Below are 24,289 nucleotides of genomic sequence, written 5' to 3' on the forward strand. Positions count from 1 at the left end.
AAGCCGATGTCTCGATCCGATGTATCGAGTGAATGTATCGACTCGATACATCGACAAGATACGTAGCCCGGCTCGTCCTGGCAAGTGGGGATCTAGCTGGGACGCCCCGGACGCCCCATCGGGCCGTATCGCGAATGTGGCGATTTAAGGGTGTATGTGGTGGATCTGTGTCAAAGTTGCGTCCTGGAACCACCTGGCCGCGTCGCACGACCCCGATCCCGGAACAGCCCGGAACGGAAGCCGAGTGAGGAGGAGCCACCGACCCCTCGGGGCGCGGACCGGCCGGGGCGTCCTTCGCCGAGCACACGCTCCCCCCGCTCACCAGCCCGCACAGTACTCTTCGGACGGCGCACGAGCCGCAACAAGGGCCGGGAGCCACCCGGCCCTCGGCAACAACCGTTGTCCCCTGTTGATGAGGTCGCGTGAGTAATCCAAGCCAGCCCCGACCGGAACCCGGGTCGCAGAGGCCGGGCGGGCACCAGAACCCCCGTCCCGGTGACTCCGGCGACCCCGGTGAGCCCGCCGGAACGCATCCCGCGGGCTCTCCTGGCGCGCCCCAGAACCCCGCCCCGCCGGGCACGGCGGAAGGCCCCGGTTTCATGGGCGCCTCCGGCGCGAGCCCCGGTCCCTTCGGAGGTCCCGCGCCGGCCGCGCCCGCCCCTGCGGGCCCGCCGAGCCCCGTCCCGCCGCCCACCGGTCGCCACGCCGCTCCTAGCGCGCCGGGCGGACCGGGTAACGCACTCGTACCGAGCGGCCAGGGCGGACCAGGCGGAGCACCCGGCCAGGGCGGCTTCAACGGCAACGGTGGGTTCGGCCCTAACGGCGGCCCTGGCGGGACGTCCGGTCCAGGCGGATTCGGTGGGCCTGGAGGCAACGGTGGTCCCGGTGGATTCCAGCCGCCGGGTGGGCCTGGCATGGGCAACGCGCACGGCAACGTGCCCCCGGTCGGCCACGGCATGCAAGGCGGGCCCGGAGTGGGTCGTCCAGGGATGGGCGGTCCCCCCGGTGGTCCCGGGGCGCCAGGAATGGGAGCGCCGGGACGTCCCGGCTTCCCCAACGCGCCCGGCATGGGTCCCGCGCAGGGAATCCCCGGTGCGCCCGGTGCGGGGGGCATGGGCCCGCCCGTGGGGTTCGGGACGCCGGGGATGCCCGGCGCGGCCCCGAAGCCGGGCGTGCGCGAGAAGCTCGGTGAGCTCGGAAAGGCCGGGCAGGGCCTCGGCGCGAAGGTGACCGCGAAGTTCCGCGGCGGCGGCGTGCGCGCGGCCAACCGCACGGGCGGCCCGGGAGGCCCCGCCGGCCCCGGCGGCCCTGGGGGCCCCGGCGGGCCCGGCGGTCCGGGAGGTCCCGGCGGGCCTGGACGGCACGTTCCGCCCGGCAAGAAGGGGTTCCTCGGCCACCTGCGGTCCCGCGAGACCGGATGGCGGCGCTTCATCCCGTCCTGGAAGGTGGTGGGCGGTGTCTGCGGGCTCGGACTCGCGGCGTTCGTCACGCTGATCTGGGTCGCCTACGCCAACACCCCGACGCCGAAGGAGCCCACGGTCGCGGGCGTCGAGGACCAGGCGTCGATCTTCTACTACACCGACGGCACCGAGATCGGCCGGATCGGCAAGAAGCGGCAGAGCGTCGAGCTGGCCAAGATCCCGCCGAACGTCCAGAACGCGGTGCTGGCGGCGGAGAACCGCAGCTTCCGCACCGACCCGGGGTTCTCGGTCAAGGGGACGACGCGGGCGGTGTGGGACAACCTGACCGGCGGGTCGGGCGGCGGCTCCACGATCACCCAGCAGCTCGCGAAGAACTACTACTCCGACCCGAACAACCGGACGGTCAGCCGGAAGTTCCAGGAGCTGTTCATCTCGCTGAAGCTGGAGGACGAGCACTCCAAGGACGAGATCCTCAAGCTCTACCTGAACACGATCTACTTCGGCCGCGACACCTACGGCATCCAGGCGGCGTCCCGCGAGTACTTCGGGACGGACGTGTGGAAGCTGCGGCCCGACCAGGCGGCCCTCCTCGGCGGCATCATCCAGAACCCGAACCGGGACCCGGGCGACAAGGCCAGCCAGGCGTGGGCGACCGGCAGGTACCAGTACACGCTCAACGGCATGGTCTCGATGGGCAAGCTCAGCCGGGCCGAGGCCGACAAGTACATCAAGCAGGGCCCGCCCAAGATCCGGAAGGCGGGCACCAGCGACCAGCTCTACGGCGGCCAGCGCGGGTACATGCTGATGCGCGCCAAGCTGGAGCTGAGCCGCCTGGGCGTCGACACCAAGGAGCTGACGACCCAGGGCCTGCGGGTGTACACGACGTTCGACCGCAAGAAGATGGCGATGGCCAAGCGGGCGGCCGAGCAGACCGTCCCGCAGGTGAACCCGAAGAAGCTCGCGAAGAAGAAGATCCGGGTCGGCCTGGTGTCGGTGAACTCCGCGAACGGCGAGGTCGTCGCCTTCTACGGCGGTCCCGACTACCTGGACCAGTCGTTCGACAACGTGTGGCAGGGCTCGGCGCAGGCGGGGTCGGCGATGAAGCCGTACGTCCTCGCGACGGCGCTGAAGCAGAACTACAGCCTGAAGAGCCTCGTCGAGGGCCGGTCGAAGACGCCGATCGGCCCGGACGGCAGCGTGGTGTCCAAGGACGACCCGAACGCCGTGATCGTCCCGAACAGCCATGACGTGGGCCCGGCGATCAACCTGATCACCGCGACGAAGGACTCGGTCAACACCGCGTTCCTCCAGCTGATGGGCAAGGTCGGGATCGAGGAGGCGATCAAGACCGAGACCGACGCCGGCATCGCGTCCGACCTCCTGGAACCGCACAAGTGCTGCCTGAACCTCGCGCTGGGCGTCAACAACATCCGGCCGATCGAGCAGGCGGCGGGGTACGCCGTGTTCGCCAACGGCGGGATGTACCACCAGCCGCACGTGATCCGCGTGGTCAAGAAGTCGGACGCCAAGACGGTGCGGCTGCGGCCGAACTACGAGAAGCGCCGCGTCTTCAGCCCGAAGGTCGCCGCGGACGCGACGTACGCGATGCAGCAGGTCATCAGGGGCGGTACCGCGACGGCGGCGGCGCTGCCGGACGGACGCCAGGCCGCGGGCAAGACCGGTACGACGGACCGCAACGTCTCGTCGTGGTTCGTCGGGTATGTCCCACAGGTCTCGACGGCGGTGACGATCTACAACGACGCGGTGGGTCCGGACGGCAAGAAGAAGTCGGTGATCCTGCCCCAGATCGGTGAGGTGGAGGGCGGTACGATCCCGGCCCGCATCTGGCGCTCCTACATGGCGAACGCGGTGCAGGGCATGGACCCGCAGGCGTTCCCGCCGCCCGCGTGGGGCGGGATCGTGCAGAAGTGGGCGAAGCCGCCGGAGAAAAAGAAGAAGGACGACGAGGGCAAGCCGCCGTGGTGCAACACCCCGGTCGGCAAGTTCGACCCGCGCTGCCAGGACGGCGGCGACGGGGGCGACGGCCAGCAGCCGTGCCAGTCCCCGTTCCAGAACGGCAACTGCGACCCGAACAAGCCGCCGAGCAACCCGCCGCCGCGCTGGTGGTGCCAGATGCACCAGGGCGACCCCGCCTGCCGGAAGCGCAGGGGCGGCCGCGGCGCCCAGATCGAGACCGAGAGCCTGCGACCGCTGCTGCCGTTTGCGAGGCCGCCCGAATGAACCGGCCGGCTTTCGCGAACCGAACCGTTCACTGGAGATGGGGGTGTGACATGGAGCATCCTTGCGAATTGCCGCACGCCGGCGCCTTTGACCGCATGCGCCCGTCCGTTCCGATGAAGGTGAGCCTTGCCTCAGCGGCCCCCTGCGCGCCGGGGGCACAGTACGCTCGGACGACGCAAAGCCGTACCCCAGTTGATGAGGCCGCGTGAGTAACCCAAGCCGATTTGGACCGGATTTCGGAGAGGGCTCTGGCCGGAGGGGCTCCCCCCGTCCCGGCTCTTCCGGCATGCCCTCGGGCGGGCAGCGCGGCGCGCCGGGCGGCTCGCCGGGCGGTTCGCCGACGCCGGGCAGGGCCCCGCGCCCCGGAGGCAGGCCGGGCGGACGGACGGGCGGGCCGTCGCGGTCCGGCTCGTCCGGCGGCACGCGGCGCCGTGGCGCGCCCGCGCCCATGCGTTCGGGCGGCGCCGGCCGTCCCATGCGAGGCGGCCCCGGAGGCCCTCCGAGCGGACCGGGTGGCCCCGGTGGACCTGGCGGACCGGGCGGCCGTGGTGGCGGCTCCGGAGGCGGCGGCGACGACGGCTTCTGGGGTGACGAGGGGCGCAGCGGCGGCCGCGGCCGCGGCCGCGGCGGTGGCCGCCGCCGCGAGCGCAAGCCCGCGGACGAGACGAACAAGAAGACGGGCTGGCGGCGCTACGTCCCGAACTGGAAGATCACCGTCGCGGTCGTCAGCGTGGCGATCCTCGGCCTGGCGACGCTCGTCATCGTCGCCTACGCCAACACCCCGATCCCGACGGAGAAGCAGCAGGACGCGCTCCGCCAGGAATCGGTGATCACCTACGCGGACGGATCGACACTGGCCCGCATCGGCACGCACCGCGAGGACGTCGCGCTGAGCAAGGTGCCCAAGCACGTCCAGAACGCCGTCCTCGCCGCGGAGGACCGCAACTTCTGGCACGAGCCCGGCATCTCGCCGACCGGCATCGTGGGCGCGCTGTACCGGGCGGGGACGGGCGGCGGCGCCGCCGGCGCCTCGACGATCACCCAGCAGCTGGCCCGCAACTACTTCGCGAACCTCAGCCGGGACCGCACGGCCAGCCGCAAGCTCAAGGAAATCCTCATCTCCATCCGGATGGGCAAGGAGATGGACAAGTCGCGGGTCCTGGAGCTGTACCTGAACACCGTCCCGTTCGGGCGGCACGCCTACGGCATCCAGGCGGCGTCCCGCGCCTACTTCCACAAGCCCGTCACCGAGATCAACGAGTCGCAGGCCGCGATGCTCGCGGCCCTGATCCAGCGGCCGGGGTACTTCGCCACCTACGGCCCGGCGTCCAACCCGGCCAAGCAGGCGCTGATCAGCCGCTGGAACTACGTCCTCGACGGCATGGTCGAGGAGAAGTGGCTCGACTCGGGCAAGCGCGCCCAGGCGAAGTTCCCCCAGACGCAGAAGAACTGGAGCGACGTCCCGGACGACCCGAACTCCGGCTACCTCCAGGACCGCGTCATCAACGAGCTGAAGAACACGCTCGGCATCGACGAGCAGATGCTGGAGACCGGCGGACTGAAGATCACCACCACGTTCCGCAAGGACCTGCAGGACTACACCAACAAGGCCGTCTCGCAGATCCGCAAGCAGAACGGGCTGAAGAACGACATCCAGTTCGGTCTCGCGGCGATCGACCCGAAGACGGGCGGCGTCGTGGCCGCGTACGGCGGTCCCGACTACCGCAAGCAGCAGTTCGACAACTCCTTCCAGGGCAAGGTGCAGCCCGGTTCGTCGTTCAAGCCGATCGTGCTCGCCACGGCGCTCGACCAGGGCATCAGCCTGCGGACGACGATGGACGGCACCTACAAGCGCACGATCAACGGCGCGTCCTTCACCAACGACAGCCGCTCGGAGAACGGCGTCTACAACCTCAAGCAGATGACGGCGATGTCGATCAACACGGCGTACGTCGACCTGGGGCAGAAGGTCCAGCTGGCCAACGTCGTCGACATGGCCAAGAAGATGGGCATCCCGAAGGACACCCCGAACCTCTCGAACACCATCACCTCGCTCCCGCTGGGCGTCATCGACGCGAGCCCGGTGACGATGGCGTCGGTGTACTCGACGTTCGCGGCCGGCGGCAAGCACCGGGACGCCCACGTGATCGCCAAGGTCACCGACAACCGGGGCCGGGCGATCATGAACAACGACCACAAGCTGCTGGAGAAGCTGCCCTGGCAGAAGCCCACGACGGCCTTCGACGAGGGCGTCGCGGCGGACGCCACGAACGCGATGCAGGCGGTCGTCACCAGCGGTACCGGTAAGCGCGCGAGCCTCGGAGCCCGTCCGGTCGCCGGCAAGACCGGTACCACCGACGAGAACAAGTCGGCCTGGTTCGTCGGCTACACGCCGGAGCTGGTGACGTCGGCGGCGATGTGGCGGCAGGACAAGAACGGCAACCGCAAGTCGCTGATCGGCGTGGGCAGCTACAGCCAGGTCTACGGTGGTACGGTCCCGGCCGACCTGTTCAAGACCTTCATGCTGAAGGCACTGGAAGGCAAGGACATCACGCAGTTCCCGCCGCCGGTCAACGGCGGTCAGGTCGCTCCGTGGGCGAAGGCCAAGCCGACTCCCACTCCGACCTCGACGCCGACGCCGACCAACACGCCGACCTGCCAGCCGGGCCAGGGGCAGCCGGGTCAGGGGCAGCCGGGGCAGAGGCCGCAGAACGGCTGCAAGTCGGAGACGCCGAAGCCGACGGAGACGCCGACCATCACGCCGCCGTCGGGCGACGTGCCGTGCAACCAGTACAACATGCCGCTCGGCTGCAACCCTGACATTCCACCCACCGGCGACAAGACCTGGTGGTGTGCGAAACCCGAGCACAAGAACGACCCGGCCTGCCGGAAGGACGGCGACCCGACCGCGAACAACTAGCGGCACGTCCGCGACGGAACGGCCCGGAGCCCCACGGCTCCGGGCCGTTCCCGTTCTTGATCGCCCGCCCCCCGGGGCGAATAGGCTGCTGTCCATGTCGTCGTCCACGGAGAGGCTCACGATGTCCGCCGACAGCGACCGGGCGGACGCCCCCGGACGGCTGAAGCGGCTCGCGCCGGTGCTGGCCGGGCTCACCGCCCTGACGTGCCTTCTCGGCTGGCTGCAGAAGCAGCCCTGCGCGTCGGTGCGGTTCGACTTCCTCAAGACGACGGCGAACGCCTGCTACACCGACGTCTACCCCCTCTACTACGTGCGCGGGCTCAGCGACGGCAAGCTCCCGTACTTCGACACGTTCACCGGTTCCGACATCCGCTACGTCGAGTACCCGGTGCTGAGCGGCGGCTTCATGCAACTGGTCGCGTGGCTGGTGAAGCCGTTCGGGGTGGACGGGCGCGGCCTCGCGTTCTACAACGTCACCGTCCTGCTCCTCGCCGTCCTCGCGGTCGTCGCCGTCCTCGCCACCGCCTACGTCGCCGGGCGCCGCTCGCTGCGCACCGGCCTGATGGTGGCGCTGTCCCCCGCGCTGCTCCTCACCGCCTACATCAACTGGGACCTGCTGGCGGTGGCGCTGTCGGCGCTGGCGCTGGCGGCCTGGTCGGCGCGCCGCCCGGCCCTGGCGGGCGCCCTCCTCGGCCTCGCGATCGCGGCGAAGTTCTATCCGCTGCTGTTCCTCGGACCGCTCGTCCTGCTGTGCGTCCGGGCGGGGCAGTGGCGGCCGATGGGCCGGATGCTCGCCGGGACCGCCGCCGGGTGGCTGGTGGTGAACCTGCCCGTGATGCTCTTCGCGTGGGACGGGTGGAAGGAGTTCTACACCTTCAGCCAGAAGCGCGGCATCGACTGGGGCTCGATCTTCTTCGTGCTGCAGGACCACGGGCTGGACAAGCCCGCGTCCGACACCGAGCTTCTCAACCTGATCGGCACGGGAACGTTCCTCGTCCTCGCCGCCGGGATCGCCGTCCTCGCTCTGGCGGCCCCGCGCCGCCCGCGCCTGCCGCAGCTGATGTTCCTCGTGCTGGTGGCGTTCATGCTGCCGAACAAGGTCTGGTCGCCGCAGTACGTCCTGTGGCTGCTGCCGCTGGCGGTGCTGGCGCGGCCGAAGCTGCCGGCGTTCGTGGCCTGGCAGCTCGGCGAGATCGCCTACTTCCTCGGCATCTGGTGGTTCCTGCTGTCGGTGTCCGCCCAGACGCAGGGCGCCGACCTGTCCGGGACGCTGTCGGCGGTGCTGAGCCTGGACGCCCCGGACGGCGGGATCAGCAAGGACGTCTACACCCTGGCGCTGCTCGCCCGGTTCGTGACCGTTCTCGTCCTGGCGGCGCTGGTGGTGCGGGACGTCCTGGTTCCGTCCGGCGACATCGTCCGGTCGGACGGGGACGACGACCCGGCGGGCGGCGTCCTCGACGGCGCACCCGACGTGGTGGCGCTGGCACGCCGGCGCGGCGACCACCACGCCGGCGTGCCCCTGCCTACCTGAGCAAGCCGCCTTCCCGGATCAGGCGCGGGCGCGCAGTGCGTCGATGAACCACTGGAAGAGCGGCGTCAGCGTCGGCGGGACGGGCCAGCCGTTGATGAGGGCGAGCAACTGCCAGTACCGCTCGGTGCGCGGGTCGGTGCCGATCTCCAGCCGGCGCAGGAGGTCGCGCCGGAAAGCGGCGTCGTCGGTGGCGTCCCACGCGTCGGCGTAGGCGCGGACCAGTTCGTCGACGACGGGACGGGCCGCGTCCGATGCGGGCTCGATCCCGTCCGCGACGGCCTGCTCCGCCTTCTCCCGGGTCAGCTCGGCGAGGGCGGCGAAGTCGTCGGGGACGGTTCCCTGCGCGACCTCGGCCGCCTGGAACTCGGCCATGCGGCGTACCGAGGCCCGGAAGCCGGGGTCGCCGACCAGTTCGGCCAGCTCGACCCAGGCGTCGACCTGCTCGGGTTCGGGGTCGTCGGGCAGGTCGGGCAGCGCGGCGCGCATCTTCTCCGCGAAGCCGGGGTGCAGGTCGAGTCCGGCGAAGGACTCGTCGATGAAGTCGGTGATGATCCGGCGCCGCTCTTCGTCGGACAGCCGGGCGAGCCTGTGCATGAGTTCGATCTCCTCTGGGGTGGATCCGCGTTTGGCGACCGCCCGCAGTACGGCCCGGCGCAGCCTGAGCGTGCGTATCTGCACGTCCAGAGCGTCCGCGTGCGCCGCCGCGACCTGCCCGGCGTCGACCTCCCGGTCCAGCAGGCGCCGGACGGTGGCGAGGTCGACGCCGAGGTCCCGCAGCGTCCGCACCAGGTCGAGGCGCGCGGCGGCGTCCGCGTCGTACAGCCGGTAACCGGCCTCGGTACGGCGGGTGGGCGGGACGACACCTGCGTCGGAGTAGAACCGGATCGTTCGCACCGGCAGCCCGGTGCGGCGCGCCAGCTCGCCGATCGTGTACGTGGTGTCGCCGTCCATGCCCCTCACCCTGCGGCCTCCACCCGCTGGAGACTCAACCCGGAATCGCACGCTCTCACATCGGGCATGGAAGGGCCCGTCCGGGCGGGTTCGCCAGGACGGGCCCTTGGAGGTCCTCGGAACCGGTTCAGCCCTCGTAGGCCGGGTCGGCGACGGTGGGGGTGGCGCCCTCGCGGCGGGCGCGACGGACGTCCTGGACGAACTCGCGGGAGAGCATCGCCGACAGGGTGGCGACGCCGCCGCGGTGGACGCGGATCTCCCCGTGCCGGACCTCGCCGGTGACGCGGATCGCGCGGCCGTCGCCGTTCTCGCCGGTCCAGTCCTTGACGCGGCCGCGGCCCGTGTAGCGCAGGTCCCAGTGGTCGATCCGGGCGTCCTGCGGGACGAGCAGCTTCACCATCGAGTGGTCGAGGTCGACCTCGATCTCGATGTCGCCGTCCGGGATCCGCGGCGAGCGCAGGTCCAGCACGGCCATGCCGCGTCGGGCGCGGACCTCGAAGCGGCGGCCGGTCGTCCAGTGGCCGAGCTTCTTGACGTTCTCGTAGTGGGCCTGGACGCGGGTCGGCGTGCCGTCGGTGGTGGGCGTGCCGGCGGTGGGCGTGCTGGTGGTGGGCGTGGTGTCCATCTCTGTGTTCCTCTCGGAATCGGGCAACTACCTCGCTCCAAGAGTTGCTCGCACAATGAGCATCTCTCTAATCGAGAGAATAGGAATCAGCGAGACGCATGTCAAGGGACGTGGGGGCGCGACGGCCTCGCTCGCCGCCAGGGAAGGGAACCTCGGGCGGAGGTGGGCGCGAGGTGGCCGGAATCTACCGATATAGGGGGTTTTGTGGCGAGTGCGGGGGAACGGAACGCGGCGTGCGGGCCCCGAGGCCCCGGACCCCGCGGACCCGCGGGGGAGCGGCGACTGCCGGGAGATGACGTGAACGCGGACCGAGCACTGACCGAGCTGCTCGCCGGGCGGCTGAGGCCGGGCGTCTACCAGTGGCGGGCGGCCCCCGTGCGGGGAGCCGTCGGCGACACCAGCTGGATGGAGCGCGCCGACGAGGCCGGCTGGCGCGGCTTCTACCTCGACGGCCGCCGCGCCAGGGACCGGGAGTCGTTCCTGCGGCTGTGCGGCGGCGTGTTCGAGCTGCCCGAAGGCGCGGGCGCCGACTGGGACGATCTCGGCGAGTGCCTGAAGGACCTGTCATGGACGCCCGCGAAGCACGGCTACCTGGTGCTCTACGAGTCGTGGGCGGAACTGGCCGACGCCGACCCGGCGTCGCTGCGCGCCGTCCTCGACGTGTTCGGGCGCGCGGTGAGGACCTGGCGGGACACCCCCACCCCCATGACGGTGCTGATGTCGAGCGTCGGCGTGGAAGTGGCGGGCGTCCCCCGGCTCGCCTGAGGCGGGCCGGGATCAGTAGGTGCTGGTGGAACCGCTGCTCGCCGCGAACATCGCGATGCCGAGGATGTAGAAGAGCAGGATGAGGAGCCAGCCCGCGGAGATCAGGTAGCCGAGGATCAGGCCGGTGACGGCCATGCCGTGCCCGCCCTCGCCCGTCCGCTTGATCTGGCCGAGCGAGACATGTCCGAAGATCACCGCGAGGATGGACGTCACGCCGCAGGCGAAGAAGCCGATCAGACCGCACACCAGCGATGCGGTCGCCATCCCGTTGGTCGGCCGCATGGCCGGCATCGGCTGCCCGTAGTAGTGGTGCTGTTGCACGGCCGGGGGCTGCGAGTAGGACTGGGCGTAGGGGTCCTGGGCTCCGTAGCCGTAGGGGTCGTAGGGGGGCTGTGCCATGTGCTTCCCGTCGGTCTGCGCGCCCGCCGCCGGAGAGCACGCGTGCGCTGAGGGCTGGTTCCGGATTATGCCAGTGTGACGTGACCTTCGAGTTTTGTCGTCAGGCTGGGTCTACGCGCATTTAGATGCCGCATTCGCCACCGCGGTTCCCGGACACCGGCGACGATCCCGACTCTGCTTCCTCAGAGCTTCGAACGCAACCACGAGATGTCGTCGGCCTGGCCGTCCGCGGGCGTCTCCACCACGACCGGTGCGCCCGCCGCCCGGACCACGCCGAGGATGAGCTCCGGGTCGATGCTCCCGTTGCCCAGGTTGGCGTGCCGGTCGGCCCCCGAGCCGAACGAGTCCCGGCTGTCGTTGCAGTGCACCAGGTCGATGCGGCCGGTTATGGCCTTGATCCGGTCGACGGCGTCGACGAGCTCCTCCCCCGCCGCGTGCGCGTGGCAGGTGTCGAGGCAGAAACCGAGCTTGGACTCCAGGCCCGGCACCCCGGAGAGCACCTCCCACAGCCGCGAGATCCGGTCGAACCTGCGCGCCATCGCGTTGCCGCCGCCCGCGGTGTTCTCGATGTACACCGGGATCGGGCATTCGACCCGCTCGAACACCTTGCGCCAGTTCTCGAAGCCGGTCTCCGGGTCGTCGTCCTTCAGCACGTGCCCACCGTGCACGATCAGCGCCTTCGCGCCGATCGACGCGGCCGCCTCCAGCTGCTGGGTGAGGTTCTTGCGGCTCGGGATCCGGATCCGGTTGTTGGACGTCGCCACGTTGATCGTGTACGGGGCGTGCACGTACACGTCCACGCCGGAGCCCTCCAGCGCCTCCACGCCCTCGGGCAGGACCGGCTTCTTCCACCCCTGCGGATCGCCGAGGAAGAACTGGACGACGTCGGCGCCGACCGCGCGGGCGTTGTCGAGCGGGTTGTTCTGGTCGACGTGGGCTCCGATGCGCATGCCCACGAGACTAGCCGCGCCCTGTGACAGGCTGCGAGGTCACGCCGGCCTCACCGTCAGATCGAGAAGCCTCCGTGGCTCAGCGCGAAGCCGGCGCCGACGAACGAGGCGATCATTCCGACCACGTTCAGCCACCGCTCGTTCGTCGTCGCGGAGACCATCTGGGAGTACAGGGCGACCGGCAGGCCGATCACGCCGAGCAGCGCCCCGGGGAAGTGGGTCGCGGGGATCCAGCCGAGGATCAGCGCCGCGATCCCGATCGTCACCGCGGTCACCGCCAGGACGTCCTTGCGCCGATGGGGCTCGGCTTCGCTCTGGGCGCGGACGGCGCTCTCACGTGCGCCGGCGCCGGTCGCCTGCTGGGACATCGGGACCCTCCTCCAGCTCGGACTCCCGCGCCTGGGCCACAGGGCGGGCGCGGGACCGCACGGACCATGCGGGTAAAGCAATTCCCAGCGAAGACGAAGATCAACCGGTGGGCGGCGCGGAATGTCGGCGGCACCCGGTACGGTCGAACACGGATTCGAGAACACCGGGTCGGGTCCGCCCCCGAGGGGAAGCGGGGGAAGAGCAGGAGGTGCACACCGTGACGAAAGCTGAGCTGGGGCTCATCGGTGACGCGGAGCTCGTCGAGGAGCTGTCGATGCTGACCACGCAGGCCGCCCGCATGCGCGCCCGCATGGCGGACATCATGGCCGAACTGGACCGCCGCCGTTGTCCCCGCCCCACCCAACCCCACGCAAGGCGCTAGGCAGTGCCTCGAAGTCCCGGCCCACTTCGCTCGCCTGGCGGCTCGCTGTGCTTTCACAGTCCCGGCCCACTTCGCTCGCCTGGCGGCTCGCTACGTGACCGGTACTGGGCGAACGCGGCATCGCTTCGCGATCTGCCCGGTTCCGCTCGCCTCCGGCCTCGCTCCACCGGGCAGGTCACGCGTTCGCGTGCGTGGCCGAGGCGGCTTCGAGACGGGCGCTGGGCCCCGCCCATGGCCCATGCCCGGACCGTCCCCTCCGCTCCGCTGCGAGAACGGGCGCCCGACTCTCGCGGGAGGCGACCGCCGCACCCCCGAGTGTTGGTAGCCTGTATCGGTCTCGCGGCAGGTCCGCCCGGCGATCCGGGTCCGGCGCCGCCGCGACGGACGCAAGAGCCCTCCTGTCACGGAGAGACCGTGACCGCATCAGTCCAGAGGAGGTAGGGACACAGCATGCGTCGTTACGAACTCATGACCATTCTCGACCCCGCCATCGACGAGCGCACCGCGGGTGCGGCGCTCGACCCGTTCCTGAAGGTCGTCAAGGACGGCGGCGGCAGCGTGGAGAAGGTCGACGTCTGGGGCCGCCGGCGCCTGGCGTACGACATCCAGAAGAAGTCCGAAGGCATCTACGCGGTGGTCGACCTGTCGGCTGAGCCTGCCACGGTCAAGGAGCTCGACCGGCAGCTCAACCTGAGCGAGTCGATCCTTCGTACCAAGGTCATCCGCCCCGAGGTCCACTGAGCCGGGCTCAGCCCTCTAAGCAGCCGGAGCGAGCCCCATGGCAGGCGACACCGTAATCACGATCGTCGGGAACCTCGTCGAGGACCCGAATCTGCGCTTCACCCCGAGCGGCCAGGCGGTCGCCTCCTTCCGCATGGCCTCGACCCCGCGGTTCTTCGACCGCCAGGCGGGCGACTGGAAGGACGGCGAGGCGCTCTTCCTGACCTGCAACGTCTGGCGGCAGGCCGCCGAGAACGTGGCCGAGACCCTGCAGCGCGGCATGCGGGTGATCGTGCAGGGACGCCTCAAGCAGCGCTCCTACGAGACCCGCGAGGGTGAGAAGCGCACCGTCTTCGAGGTCGAGGTCGACGAGGTCGGCCCGTCGCTGCGCAACGCCACTGCCAAGGTCAACAAGACCCAGCGGCAGGGTGGCGGCGGTGGCGGCGGCTTCGGCGGCGGTGGCGGCCAGGGCGGCGGCTTCGGCGGCGGCGGTCAGGGCGGTCAGGGCGGCGGCGGTTTCGGCGGCGGTGGCCAGCAGGGCGGCGGCTTCGGCGGCGGCCAGCAGGGCGGCGCCCCGGCCGACGACCCCTGGGCCACCGGCGGCGGTGGCGGCGGCGGATTCTCCGACGACCCGCCCTTCTAGGTCCGCCGCTCCGGCACGACCACGAGACAACGAGTACACGTCCATTCCCGCGTGAGCGGGGCTCTCCCAAAGGAGCACCACGATGGCGAAGCCACCTCCCCGCAAGCCGAAGAAGAAGGTTTGCGTTTTCTGTCAGGAGAAGATCTCCTACGTCGACTACAAGGACACGGGCCTGCTGCGGAAGTTCATCTCCGACCGCGGCAAGATCCGTGCCCGGCGGGTGACCGGCAACTGCACCCAGCACCAGCGGGACGTCGCCACGGCGATCAAGAACGCCCGCGAGATGGCGCTGCTGCCGTACACCAGCACCGCGCGCTGAGGCAGGGGGTAAAGAACATGAAGCTCATCCTGACCCAGCAGGTCTCCGGGCTCGGCGAGCCCGGTGACGTCATCGACGTCCGCGACGGCTACGGCCGCAACTACCTCGTCCCCCGCGGGTTCGCGATCAAGTGGACCCGGGGCGCCGAGAAGCAGGTCGACTCGATCAAGAAGGCGCGTTCGGCCCGCGAGATCGCGACCGTCGAGCACGCCCGCGAGGTCGCCGACCGGCTCGGCGGGCTGCGCGTGACGCTGCGCACCCGCACCGGCAGCAACGGCCGCCTGTTCGGCGCCGTCACGGCCGCCGACATCGCCGAGGCGGTCCGCGCCGCCAACGGCCCCGACCTGGACCGCCGCCGCATCGAGATCGGGAACCCGATCAAGACCGTCGGCACCCACCGGGTCAGCGTGCGTCTGCACAGCGACGTCAACGCCACGATCGACGTCAACGTCGTCGAGGCCTGACGCCCGACCACCCGACGACCCCCGGACCCGCAAAGGGCCGGGGGTCGTCGGCGTCTTCCCCGAAAACCGAAACCCGGCTTCGTACCTGGCCGCAGAGGTCACGGATGCGGGGTCTGCCGGCGTTTGCCGGGGTCGCGGATATTCGGGTTTCCCGTGATACGCCCGTGAATCGCCGAGTGTTTGAGTGATCAGCTTTGCGGTGATTACGTTCCGTGATCACAGTGTCGCGGGACGAAGGGGGGCGGTGGTGATCGCGCATTCGGGGGAGGGCGCGGACGACCGGCAGCGCACGGGCAGGGCGGTGACACGCAGGGCCGTCATCGGCGGCGTCATGGGCGCCGGCCTGCTGGAGATGCTGCCGCTGGGCACGTACCGCCAGAATGAGGCCATGGCGGAAGATCTCGCGGCAGGGCCGTACCGGGGGGACGACGGCCGCGTGCTGTTCACGGCGGACGCCCCGCAGGTCTACACGCGGGCGCAGTGGAACGCGAGGGCGCCCAGGCGCGCGGCCGAGGTGGTCGACCGGCCGCCGGACCACATCATCGTGCACCACACGGCGACGGCGAACGCGCGGGACCGCTCGCTCGCCCACGCGTTCGCGCTGTCACGTTCCATCCAGAACATCCACATGAACAAGAACGGCTGGGACGACGCGGGCCAGCAGCTCACGATCAGCCGCGGCGGCATCGTGATGGAGGGCCGCAACCGGAGCCTCAAGGCCATCCGGTCGGGCGACCTCGCCATCGGCGCGCAGGTCCTGCACCACAACCAGCACACGATCGGTATCGAGAACGAGGGCACCTACATGTCCGCGGCGGTGCCGGGTGCCCTGTGGAAATCTCTGATGGAGGTGTGCGTCTGGCTCTGCCAGAAATACGACCTCGACCCGTCCGAGGCCATCGTCGGGCACCGCGACTACAACAACACCTCGTGCCCCGGGGACGTCCTCTACGCGAGGCTGCCGCAGCTCCGGCGATCGGTGGCCGAGCGCCTGGAGGGCACGTCGGGTCAGAGTTCCACGAGCCAGGGCGGCTCGGACGGCGGGTCGATCCTGTCGCCGCTCCTACCGTCCCTCGACGATCTGGGATGAGCGGCTAGGGCCTGTCTCGAAGTCGCCTCGCCACGCCCGCGAACGCGTGACCTGCCCGGTGGAGCGAAGCCGGAGGCGAGCGGAGCCGGGCAGATCGCGAAGCGATGCCGCGTTCGCCCAGGCACGGTCACGTAGCGAGCCGCCAGGCGAGCGCAGTGGGCCGGGACTGTGAAAACACAGCCGCCAGGCGAGCGAAGTGGGCCGGGACTGAGAGAACACCGCCTAGGTGTCGGGCGTTGTGTAGCGGGTGCGGCGGCGGGCGATCTCGGGGTCGATGCCCTCGACGAGCGACCAGATGCCCGCCACCCGTTCGACCAGGGCCTCGGGGGGCAGGCCGGCGAGGCCCTCCGCCGCCAGGTCGTCGATCGCCTGAGTCAGCCGGGCCATCCGCTCGCCGTGTGTGGAACACATGTTCGAATAGTAGCGGGAGTGACTGGCGGTGCGGTGGCGATCCGGGAATCGGGTGCCGCCGGTCGCGCGGGTCCCGATCACGTTCACGCCGGGCAGGCGGGACACGGTGTGCGGGAGGGAGCGCCGCCGGACCGGCCCGTGATGAGCGAGCCCTGACTTCCGGTCGGGTTCACAAGCGAACTGTTACTTGGCCACATCTTGATGTGGAGGCTTACACTGTGGAGTATGACGCAAGATACATCCTTCTGGGGGAGGCTCGGAAAGCCCGAGCAGACCGCCCTGCTGGAGTACACGACCCGCGACGTCCTCCCCCCCGGTGACAGGCTGATCCGCCAGCGGGGGAGGTCCCGCTCGGTGATGATCATCCTGCGCGGGTGGGCGGCCGTCGTCTCCGAGCCCGACCCCAGGCCGGGCGATCCCACCGGCCCCGGGGCCAACGGCCGGCTGCTGGCCTTCCGCGGAGAGGGCGACATCGTCGGGGACATGGCGGGCCTGCTCAACAAGCCGCGGTCGGCCTCCCTGCGGGCGCTGGACGAGGTCGAGGTGCTGGAGCTGGAGGACACCCAGTTCAAGGACTTCCTCTGGAACCACAAGGAGGCGTGGTGGACCTACACGGAGATCCTCGCCGAGCGGGTCGACGAGCAGACCGCCAACATCCACTTCCAGAAGCACAAGACCTCCATGCAGATCCCGGAGATCCTGGTAAGCCTGGTCGACAAGGTGGGCCGGAGCAACCGGGACGGCATCTGGCTTCCCTATCCGCGCACCCAGACCGAGCTTGGCAGCCTGATCGGCATCTCGCGCGAGTCCGTGTCCAGCACCTGGTCCAGGCTCCGTGACGACGGCCTGGTCGCGACCCGCAACGGCCGGATGCTCATCCTCGATCTCGAAGGCCTCCGCAAGATCTACTCCACAGATGAGTAAGTGCTTCCACACCCATAAGTGTGGAAGCCTTCACAAATGAATGCTTATGCTTTACCTTCAGGGTGTGGCGACCCTGAAGGAAGGTAGGCACCATGTCGCTGGACGTCGTTGGAGCGGTATGCATCGCCGTCGGTCTCGTCGGGGGAGGTCTGCAGATCGGGGGACTTCTCAACGTCCCCACACTGTCGAAGGTCAAGGTCATCGCCCTGGTGATCATCGGAGTCGTGTTCATCGCGACGAGTGTGGCCCAGCACCTGATCGCTCCTGCCGAGAGCAAGAGAGCCTCCCAGGTGCGGGCGGAGTAGGAGGAGATGTGAGCACCAGGCCCGGAGAGGCTGATCTCGAGGCGCCGGAGTTCGAAGCGGCCTTCCTGTTGGTGGACATCCGGGGCTTCAGCCGGATCGTGTACGAACTGGGTCCTCACAACCCCAGGCGCGCCGGAGTCCTGGCCCGCAGCTTCTGGTCGAAGGTGGAGCCGATCGCCAAGTCCCTCGGTGGTGACATCTACGCCTGGCAGGGCGACTGCCTCCTGGTCGCCTACCGGGGGACTCCCCGCGAACGGGCTCTCCGTGCCCTCAAGACAGCGCAGGAGGCGCACGCGGTGGCGTGGCAGGACCTCGTGCCCCAGTGCTGGGAACTGCTCACGGAAGCCGCGCACGAAGTGCAGTACGCCGGCACGGGGCAGCCTCCCAGCCGGGCCACCCAGTTCGCCGTGTCCAGCGCGATCTCCGACGGTTCCGTCGCCGTCGTCCCCCGCTCGGACGGGAGGCGGTACACCGAGGAGCTGACCGGCGACACCGTCAATCTGGTCTTCTCCATCACCAAGGCGGTCCCTCCCTGGCATATCGGCGTGACGAAGCCGGTGTACGAGCAACTGAAGGGCGACGAGTCCACCAAGGCCCTGGTGGACCAGTGGACGGAGCGCTCTCTCCTCCTGTGCGGCGCCCTCAGGGAGATCGCTTCGGTCAAGCTGCCGATGCTCGACAGTCCCGTACCGGACATCAAGGGATCGACGCCCTCCACCTCCCGGCCGAACATCTCCTCGGTGCCCGCCTGACCCCGCCGTCCGGTATCAGCGGACGGCGCCGGTGACCAACCAGCGGTCGCCGCGGGCGCGCAGGCTCAGCGTGATCATCCGGGTGAGCATCCACAGGCCGATCGCGCCCCAGAGCCCGGCGAGGCCCGCGCCCGTCCGGGGGACGAGAAGGGCGGCGGGCAGGAAGACGGCCGTGGCGACCAGCGTCGTCACGGCGAGGTAGGCGCCGTCGCCCGCCCCGATCAGGATGCCGTCCAGGACGAACACCACCCCGGCGATCGGTTGCAGCACCGCCACGAGGAGCAGCGAGCCGAGCAGGAGGTTCCGGACGTCGCCGTCGGAGGTGAACAGGGCGGGCAGCCACGGCCGGACCACGAGGACGGCCAGGCCGAACACGACTCCGCAGCCGACGCCCCACCAGACCATCCGGCGGGTGACGGCCCGCGTCGCGGTGATGTCGGACGCGCCCAGATAGCGGCCGGTGATGGCCTGGCCGGCGATCGCGATGGCGTCGAGCGCGAACGCCAGCAGCGTCCACACCTGGAACCCGACCTGGTACGCGGCGATCTCCGGGTCCCCCATGCGCGCCGCGATCGACGTCCCGACGATGAGGACGACGCGCAGCGCCGCCGTCCGTACCAGCAGCCCGAAACCAGCGGTGGCGGACGTCCGCAACCCGTCCCAGTCGGGACGGACCAAGGCGCCGTGCCGCCGGGCCGCGCGCAGGACCACGGCGACGTACACGGCGGCGCTGCCGGTCTGCGCGAGGACGGTCCCCCACGCGGATCCGGCGATCCCCCACCCCATCCCGATGACGAACACCACGTTGAGTAGAAGGTTCAGCGAGAAGCCGCCGATCGACACGAGCAGGGGCGTGCGCGTGTCCTGGAGGCCGCGCAGAACGCCCGTCCCTGCAAGGACGACCAGCATCGACGGGATTCCGAACAGGCTCACCCGCAGGTACGTCTCGGCATAGGGCGCCACACCTGGGGACGCTCCGAACGCGTCCACGATCCAGGGGATCAGCGGCCAGCCCGCCGCGATCAGCACGGCGCCGATGGCGATCGCGAGCCACATGCCGTCGATGCCCTGCCTGATCGCCCCTCGCAGGTCCCCCGCGCCGACTTGGCGGGCCACCCCCGCGGTCGTCCCGTAGGCGAGGAAGACGCAGAGGTAGACGAGCGTGTTCAGGGCCTGCCCGGCGACCCCGAGCCCGCCCAGCTGCGCGGTGCCGAGATGCCCGACGATGGCCGAGTCCGACAGCAGGAAGAGGGGTTCGGCGACGAGCGCGCCGAAGGCCGGCACGGCGAGGCGCAGGATCTCGCGGTCGTGCGCGGTCGCGAGCCGCCGGGGGGTCGTCATCGCGCCGAGGCTACCAGCGTGTAACTCACTAATGAAATAGAAGCCTTACATGGCACCGGAGGGCGCACTTTCTTTCCCGCACACCCGGTGGACGAGGTTATCGCAGCTCAGTGCGCTGCCTTCGGTGCCGTCCACGAGAAATCCACAGAGTTGTCCACAGGTCGTGCACAACCTGGACCGCGTGTCTGCACAGGTCGTCCACAGGTTTGTCCACAGCTCGCTTTGCCCGCGGCAGCGTGCCCTCGCGAGAATGTCGGACGCGACAGATAGACGTGGGGTGAACGGTCGGCGATGGGCGGACGGGGCCGCCGGCCGGCCGCGATGAAGGGGGTGTGGCAATGAGCGTTGCGGATATCGGGCCGCAGGAGCACGAGTTCGAGCGCACCCCTCCGCACGACATCTCGGCGGAGCAGGGCGTCCTCGGCGGCATGCTGCTCTCCCCGGACGCCATCGCCGAGGTCGTGGAGATGCTGCGCACCCCCGACTTCTACCGTCCCGCCCACCAGATCATCTACGACGTCATCCTCGATCTCTACGGTCGCGGCGACCCCGCCGACGCGGTCACCGTAGCCGGCGAGCTCACCAAGAACGGCGAGATCGGCCGCATCGGCGGCGCCCCCTACCTGCACACGCTGATCTCCCTGGTGCCCACCGCGGCCAACGCCGGGTACTACGCCAAGATCGTCCACGAGCGCTCGATCCTCCGCCGCCTGGTCGAGACCGGCACCCGCATCGTCCAGATGGGCTATGCCGCCGACGGCGCCGACGCCGACGACATCCTCGACCGCGCCCAGGCCGAGGTCTTCGCCATCGCCGAGAAGCGCGCCGGCGAGGACTATGTCGCGCTGAGCGAGATCATGCCCGGCGCCCTCGACGAGATCGAGGCGATCGGCAGCCGCGGCGGCCAGATGGTCGGCTGCCCCACCGGCTTCGCCGACCTGGACGCCCTCACCAACGGCCTGCACCCCGGCCAGATGGTAGTGGTCGCTGCCCGCCCCGCGATGGGCAAGGCGACTAGTCTGGCTACGCCTCTTCCGACCCCATTTGGCTGGACCACGATGGGGGAAGTGTCCGTTGGTGATTATCTGATCGGAGCCGATGGAAGGCCTACTCGTGTCGTGGCCGCAACCGACGTCATGCACGGCCGCCCGTGCTACGAGATCGAGTTCTCCGACGGCGAAGTGATCGTCGCGGACGCCCAGCATCAGTGGCGGACGACGACCCGTGCTGCCCGCCGCCAGAAGAGCGAGAACAGCACGGCCTACTACTGGCCGCGAGAGGCCGTCAACCGCGTCCGCTGGGCGACGGCGGACGCTAACGAGGGGCCTCGTCAACTCGTCACCCATGGTGAAGCGGTGGCCAAGGTCGGCGCCGAGTTCAAGCATGCGCTCTACGCGGTCACGCGTGAGCTGGGGCATCGCGGCGAGGCCGACGTGAGCCTCTCCAAGCGCCAGCCCCGCTACGAGTGCACGAGCCTCTACCGAGGGCTGCTCGGCCGCGCGGTGCGCCCGAAGAATGCCACGACAACGGCGCAGCACCGTCCCATCAAGACCACCGAAGAGATCGCCGCGACGCTGCGCTGCGACGGTGACAGCCGCCCCAACCACGCGGTCGAGGTCGCCGCACCGTTCCAACTCCCGAATGTGGACCTACCCGTAGCCCCGTATGTCCTGGGCGCGTGGCTCGGTGACGGAGACAGCCGGAGTGGCTCTCTCACCTGTTTCGACGAGGAGATCCTCACGGAGATCGAAGCGGCAGGGCAGCCGGTCGTGCGACGCAAGACGTCTGGGCGGTTCGGTCTGCCCGGCGTCACCACAAAGATCAAGGCCCTCGGTCTCTGGCGGAACAAGCACATTCCTGCGCCTTACCTGCGGGCTTCGGAGGCGCAACGGCGGGCGCTGCTCGCGGGGATGCTCGACACGGACGGCTATGTCTCGGAGATCGGGCAGGTTCAACTCGGCTTCGTGAACAAGCGGCTCGCCGATGACGCGCACGAGCTGATCCTCAGCCTCGGCTACCGCGCGACGATGCGGACCAAACGTGTGAAGGGGCGGTCCGAGGAGACATCGACGTTCTACCGGATCAACTTCACACCTGCGGAGACGGTGTTCCGGTTGCCGCGCAAGGCGGCTCGGCAGCGGGAGTCCGTCCATCCGAAGGCGCAGGTGCGGTACATCGTCGACGTGCGGCCCGTCGAGAGCGTGCCGGTGCGGTGCGTCCAGGTCGACAACGACGACCACATGTACCTGGCGGGGCGTTCCTGCGTTCCGACGCACAACTCGACGCTCGCCCTCGACTTCGCCCGCGCCGCGTCCATCAAGCACGGGCTGACCTCGGCGTTCTTCAGCCTGGAGATGGGCCGCAACGAGATCACGATGCGCCTGCTGTCCGCGGAGGCGCGGGTGGCGCTGCACGCGATGCGGTCCGGCACCATGCAGGACGAGGACTGGACGCGCCTCGCCCGGCGCATGAGCGAGGTCGCCGAGGCGCCGCTGTTCATCGACGACTCACCGAACATGTCGATGATGGAGATCCGCGCGAAGTGCCGCCGCCTCAAGCAGCAGCACGACCTGCGCCTGGTGATCATCGACTACCTGCAACTGATGACGTCGGGCAAGCGCGTCGAGAGCCGCCAGGTCGAGGTCTCGGAGTTCTCCCGCTCGCTGAAGCTCCTCGCCAAGGAACTGGGCGTCCCGGTCATCGCGCTCTCCCAGCTCAACCGAGGCCCCGAACAGCGAACCGACAAGAAGCCCATGGTCTCCGACCTACGCGAATCGGGCTGCGTCACGGCCTCGACGCGAATCATGCGTGCGGACACCAACGAAGAGGTCACGATGGGGGAACTCGTGGCGAGCGGCGCGCGCGACGTCCCCGTGTGGGCGCTGGACGAGCGCTTGAAGTACGTCCCGCGGACCATGACGCATGCCTTCTCCAGCGGACGCAAGGAGGTGTTCCGCGTCAGGTTGGCGTCCGGCAAGGAGGTCGAGGCGACCGCCAACCATCCGTTCCTCACGTACGGTGGCTGGAAGCCGCTCGGCGAACTGTCCCCCGGCTCACGGGTGGCCGCCGCCAGGCATGTGCCGCCGCCGATGGAGCCTGTCGCCTGGCCTGAGGCGCGCGTGATCCTTCTTGCGCACCTCATCGGTGACGGGTCCTTCGTCAAGCGCCAGCCGATCCGATACGCCAGCAAGGACGAGACATGCCTCGAAGCGGTCGCCCTCGCGGCCGAGCATTTCGGTGTCAAGGCTGTGTGGGACGAATACGAGACCTCCCGAGTCACCACGCTGCGTCTGCCGGCCCCTTATCGCCTAACGCACGGCCGCCGCAATCCGATCGCCGAGTGGCTTGACGATTTGGGGCTGTTCGGGAGGCGTTCGCACGAGAAGTTCGTGCCTTCACCGGTGTTCGGCTTGCGTAAAGAGCAGGTGGCGCTTTTTCTCAGGCATCTGTGGGCAACCGACGGCTGTGTGCACTGGGACGCCGAGCGCCGGCGGTCCACCGTCTACTACGCATCGACGAGTAGGCGACTGGTGGACGACGTGTCCAGGCTGCTGCTGCGGTTCGGCATCATCTCGCGCGTGAAGCGCGTCACCAAGGGCGCCTACCGGCCTGGATACCAGCTCCATTTGTACGGCGCGGAGAACCAACTCGCATTCTTCGGAGCCATACGTGTGCACGGCGCCCGTGGCACAATCGCCTCGCAAGCGGCCGAGCAACTTCGGAACATCCGGTCGAACACCAACCGCGACACCATTCCGCGTGAGGTTTGGGACGATGTTCGTAAGCTCATCGCGGAGCAGCGGATGACCCACCGAGAGTTCTCCGCGGCGATCGGCACGCAGTTCTCCGGCAGTGCCCTCTGGAAGCGTGCCCCCAGCCGTGAGCGCCTCAGCCGTGTGGCGACCGTGCTCGACAGCGCCGAGCTGGATTTGCTCTGCACCAACGACGTGTTCTGGGACGAGATCGTCGAGATCGAGAGCATCGGGGAGCAAGAGGTCTATGACGCCACCGTCATGGGTCTCCACAACTTCATCGCGAACGGCATGGCCCTCCACAACAGCATTGAGCAGGATGCGGACATGGTGATCCTGCTGCACCGGGAGGACGCCTACGAGAAGGAGTCGCCGCGCGCCGGTGAGGCCGACCTGATCGTCGCCAAGCACCGCAACGGCCCCACCGCCACCGTCACGGTCGCCTTCCAGGGCCACTACAGCCGCTTCGTCGACATGGCCCAGTAACGCCACGGGCCTGGCTCGCCGGAGAACCGGACGTCCGAGGTGCTCGCTACGGTCTCGGCATGATCACCAGTCCCACTGACAGCTGGCGGCAGCTCGGCACCTTCCCCGACGTGTTCCTGGAGCGAGTCGAGCAGGCGCTGCGCGCTTTCGAAGCCGAGGTGACCGCTCTGGGCGCACCCACCGACCAGGCCGTCATGGCCGCTGTCGAACACGTGGTCGTCGCGCTGAACCAGATCGACGGCACCGGCGGCCACGACTTCGACACCGTCGACCGCGAAGAACTCTGCGAATACATCGAGGACGCCCTCACCCGGACCGGAATCGACATCGAGGCGCTGGCGCGCCGACAGGGCATCGACCCGGCCGCGCTCACAGACGAGTGGCGAGACTGGTGAAACCAGCGTTCAGGCCGATCCGACTGGTCGGCTCCACCGGCCCGAACGCCTGGGCCCTGGTGTCGGCGCCCCCGCGAAAAGCCCAGGCTGAGCCGGATAAGCCCGGCCGGGGCACCCCTTCTCTCATGTCTGC

General features: G+C 69.6%; 22 protein-coding genes. 15 read left to right on the forward strand and 7 right to left on the reverse strand.

Going from position 1 to position 24,289, the window contains the following annotated elements; translation table 11 throughout:
• The first annotated feature begins 1,112 nt into the window (after window positions 1-1,112).
• From BJY14_RS21335 to BJY14_RS21345, 3 genes are all read left to right on the forward strand, one after another.
• Window positions 1,113-3,662 carry a transglycosylase domain-containing protein gene (locus BJY14_RS21335; protein WP_179845250.1) on the forward strand — a complete coding sequence of 850 codons (2,550 nt, stop codon included), beginning with the start codon at window positions 1,113-1,115 and terminating at the stop codon, window positions 3,660-3,662.
• 475 nt (window positions 3,663-4,137) lie between these two features.
• A complete protein-coding gene (locus BJY14_RS21340) occupies window positions 4,138-6,582 on the forward strand; it encodes a transglycosylase domain-containing protein (RefSeq protein WP_246396013.1) in 2,445 nt (814 codons plus the stop codon).
• 94 nt (window positions 6,583-6,676) lie between these two features.
• The gene (locus BJY14_RS21345) at window positions 6,677-8,113 is read left to right on the forward strand and encodes a glycosyltransferase family 87 protein (protein WP_246396015.1); all 1,437 of its coding nucleotides are present in this window, start codon (window positions 6,677-6,679) and stop codon (window positions 8,111-8,113) included.
• Window positions 8,114-8,131: 18 nt separating this feature from the next.
• Here BJY14_RS21345 and BJY14_RS21350 read toward each other — a convergent pair whose 3' ends face one another.
• Together BJY14_RS21350 and BJY14_RS21355 are read right to left on the reverse strand one after the other, a co-directional pair.
• Complete coding sequence (locus BJY14_RS21350) at window positions 8,132-9,064, reverse strand: MerR family transcriptional regulator (protein WP_179845251.1); 933 nt, start codon at window positions 9,062-9,064, stop codon at window positions 8,132-8,134.
• Between the two features lie 127 nt (window positions 9,065-9,191).
• Complete coding sequence (locus BJY14_RS21355) at window positions 9,192-9,689, reverse strand: hypothetical protein (protein WP_179845252.1); 498 nt, start codon at window positions 9,687-9,689, stop codon at window positions 9,192-9,194.
• A 297-nt stretch (window positions 9,690-9,986) separates the two neighbouring features.
• On the opposite strand from BJY14_RS21355, the gene BJY14_RS21360 reads away from it, so the two are divergent.
• On the forward strand, window positions 9,987-10,454 hold the full coding sequence (locus BJY14_RS21360) for a barstar family protein (RefSeq protein WP_179845253.1): 468 nt from the start codon (window positions 9,987-9,989) through the stop codon (window positions 10,452-10,454).
• 12 nt (window positions 10,455-10,466) lie between these two features.
• Here the strand turns inward: BJY14_RS21360 and BJY14_RS21365 are convergent, their stop codons facing one another.
• The 3 genes from BJY14_RS21365 to BJY14_RS21375 all read right to left on the reverse strand — a co-directional run bounded on the left by BJY14_RS21365 (window position 10,467) and on the right by BJY14_RS21375 (window position 12,171).
• Window positions 10,467-10,853 carry a DUF4190 domain-containing protein gene (locus BJY14_RS21365; protein WP_179845254.1) on the reverse strand — a complete coding sequence of 129 codons (387 nt, stop codon included), beginning with the start codon at window positions 10,851-10,853 and terminating at the stop codon, window positions 10,467-10,469.
• A 182-nt stretch (window positions 10,854-11,035) separates the two neighbouring features.
• On the reverse strand, window positions 11,036-11,803 hold the full coding sequence (locus BJY14_RS21370; RefSeq protein ID WP_179845255.1) for a deoxyribonuclease IV: 768 nt from the start codon (window positions 11,801-11,803) through the stop codon (window positions 11,036-11,038).
• A 56-nt stretch (window positions 11,804-11,859) separates the two neighbouring features.
• Window positions 11,860-12,171: a hypothetical protein gene (locus BJY14_RS21375; RefSeq protein ID WP_179845256.1), complete on the reverse strand. Its 312-nt coding sequence runs from the start codon at window positions 12,169-12,171 to the stop codon at window positions 11,860-11,862.
• A 218-nt stretch (window positions 12,172-12,389) separates the two neighbouring features.
• On the opposite strand from BJY14_RS21375, the gene BJY14_RS21380 reads away from it, so the two are divergent.
• The 6 genes from BJY14_RS21380 (at window position 12,390) to BJY14_RS21405 (ending at window position 15,790) form a co-directional block, all read left to right on the forward strand.
• On the forward strand, window positions 12,390-12,554 hold the full coding sequence (locus BJY14_RS21380) for a hypothetical protein (RefSeq protein ID WP_179845257.1): 165 nt from the start codon (window positions 12,390-12,392) through the stop codon (window positions 12,552-12,554).
• A gap of 450 nt (window positions 12,555-13,004) precedes the next feature.
• A complete protein-coding gene (rpsF, locus tag BJY14_RS21385) occupies window positions 13,005-13,295 on the forward strand; it encodes a 30S ribosomal protein S6 (RefSeq protein WP_131877633.1) in 291 nt (96 codons plus the stop codon).
• A 37-nt stretch (window positions 13,296-13,332) separates the two neighbouring features.
• A complete protein-coding gene (locus BJY14_RS21390) occupies window positions 13,333-13,917 on the forward strand; it encodes a single-stranded DNA-binding protein (RefSeq protein WP_179845258.1) in 585 nt (194 codons plus the stop codon).
• A gap of 82 nt (window positions 13,918-13,999) precedes the next feature.
• Window positions 14,000-14,236, forward strand: a complete 237-nt coding sequence (gene rpsR, locus BJY14_RS21395) for a 30S ribosomal protein S18 (RefSeq protein ID WP_019631633.1) — start codon at window positions 14,000-14,002, stop codon at window positions 14,234-14,236.
• A 17-nt stretch (window positions 14,237-14,253) separates the two neighbouring features.
• Window positions 14,254-14,700 carry a 50S ribosomal protein L9 gene (rplI, locus tag BJY14_RS21400; protein ID WP_179845259.1) on the forward strand — a complete coding sequence of 149 codons (447 nt, stop codon included), beginning with the start codon at window positions 14,254-14,256 and terminating at the stop codon, window positions 14,698-14,700.
• A 247-nt stretch (window positions 14,701-14,947) separates the two neighbouring features.
• Entirely contained in the window at window positions 14,948-15,790 is an 843-nt protein-coding gene (locus BJY14_RS21405; protein ID WP_376770011.1) for a peptidoglycan recognition protein family protein, read from the forward strand.
• Window positions 15,791-16,012: 222 nt separating this feature from the next.
• Here the strand turns inward: BJY14_RS21405 and BJY14_RS21410 are convergent, their stop codons facing one another.
• Entirely contained in the window at window positions 16,013-16,201 is a 189-nt protein-coding gene (locus BJY14_RS21410) for a hypothetical protein (RefSeq protein ID WP_179845260.1), read from the reverse strand.
• Window positions 16,202-16,426: 225 nt separating this feature from the next.
• On the opposite strand from BJY14_RS21410, the gene BJY14_RS21415 reads away from it, so the two are divergent.
• From BJY14_RS21415 to BJY14_RS21425, 3 genes are all read left to right on the forward strand, one after another.
• Window positions 16,427-17,125 (forward strand): Crp/Fnr family transcriptional regulator, encoded by a 699-nt coding sequence (locus BJY14_RS21415; RefSeq protein WP_179845261.1) that lies wholly within the window; start codon window positions 16,427-16,429, stop codon window positions 17,123-17,125.
• Between the two features lie 92 nt (window positions 17,126-17,217).
• Window positions 17,218-17,430: a hypothetical protein gene (locus BJY14_RS21420; protein WP_179845262.1), complete on the forward strand. Its 213-nt coding sequence runs from the start codon at window positions 17,218-17,220 to the stop codon at window positions 17,428-17,430.
• Between the two features lie 8 nt (window positions 17,431-17,438).
• Entirely contained in the window at window positions 17,439-18,182 is a 744-nt protein-coding gene (locus BJY14_RS21425; protein ID WP_179845263.1) for a hypothetical protein, read from the forward strand.
• A gap of 15 nt (window positions 18,183-18,197) precedes the next feature.
• On the opposite strand, the gene BJY14_RS21430 is transcribed toward BJY14_RS21425, so the two are convergent.
• Window positions 18,198-19,523 carry an MATE family efflux transporter gene (locus tag BJY14_RS21430; RefSeq protein ID WP_179845264.1) on the reverse strand — a complete coding sequence of 442 codons (1,326 nt, stop codon included), beginning with the start codon at window positions 19,521-19,523 and terminating at the stop codon, window positions 18,198-18,200.
• Window positions 19,524-19,861: 338 nt separating this feature from the next.
• Here BJY14_RS21430 and BJY14_RS21435 point away from each other — a divergent pair, with 338 nt between their 5' ends.
• Entirely contained in the window at window positions 19,862-23,761 is a 3,900-nt protein-coding gene (locus BJY14_RS21435; protein ID WP_179845265.1) for a replicative DNA helicase, read from the forward strand.
• Between the two features lie 59 nt (window positions 23,762-23,820).
• The gene (locus tag BJY14_RS21440) at window positions 23,821-24,156 is read left to right on the forward strand and encodes a hypothetical protein (RefSeq protein WP_179845266.1); all 336 of its coding nucleotides are present in this window, start codon (window positions 23,821-23,823) and stop codon (window positions 24,154-24,156) included.
• The last annotated feature ends 133 nt before the right edge of the window (window positions 24,157-24,289 follow it).

The sequence above is a fragment of the Actinomadura luteofluorescens genome, from assembly GCF_013409365.1.
GTDB lineage: Bacteria > Actinomycetota > Actinomycetes > Streptosporangiales > Streptosporangiaceae > Spirillospora > Spirillospora luteofluorescens.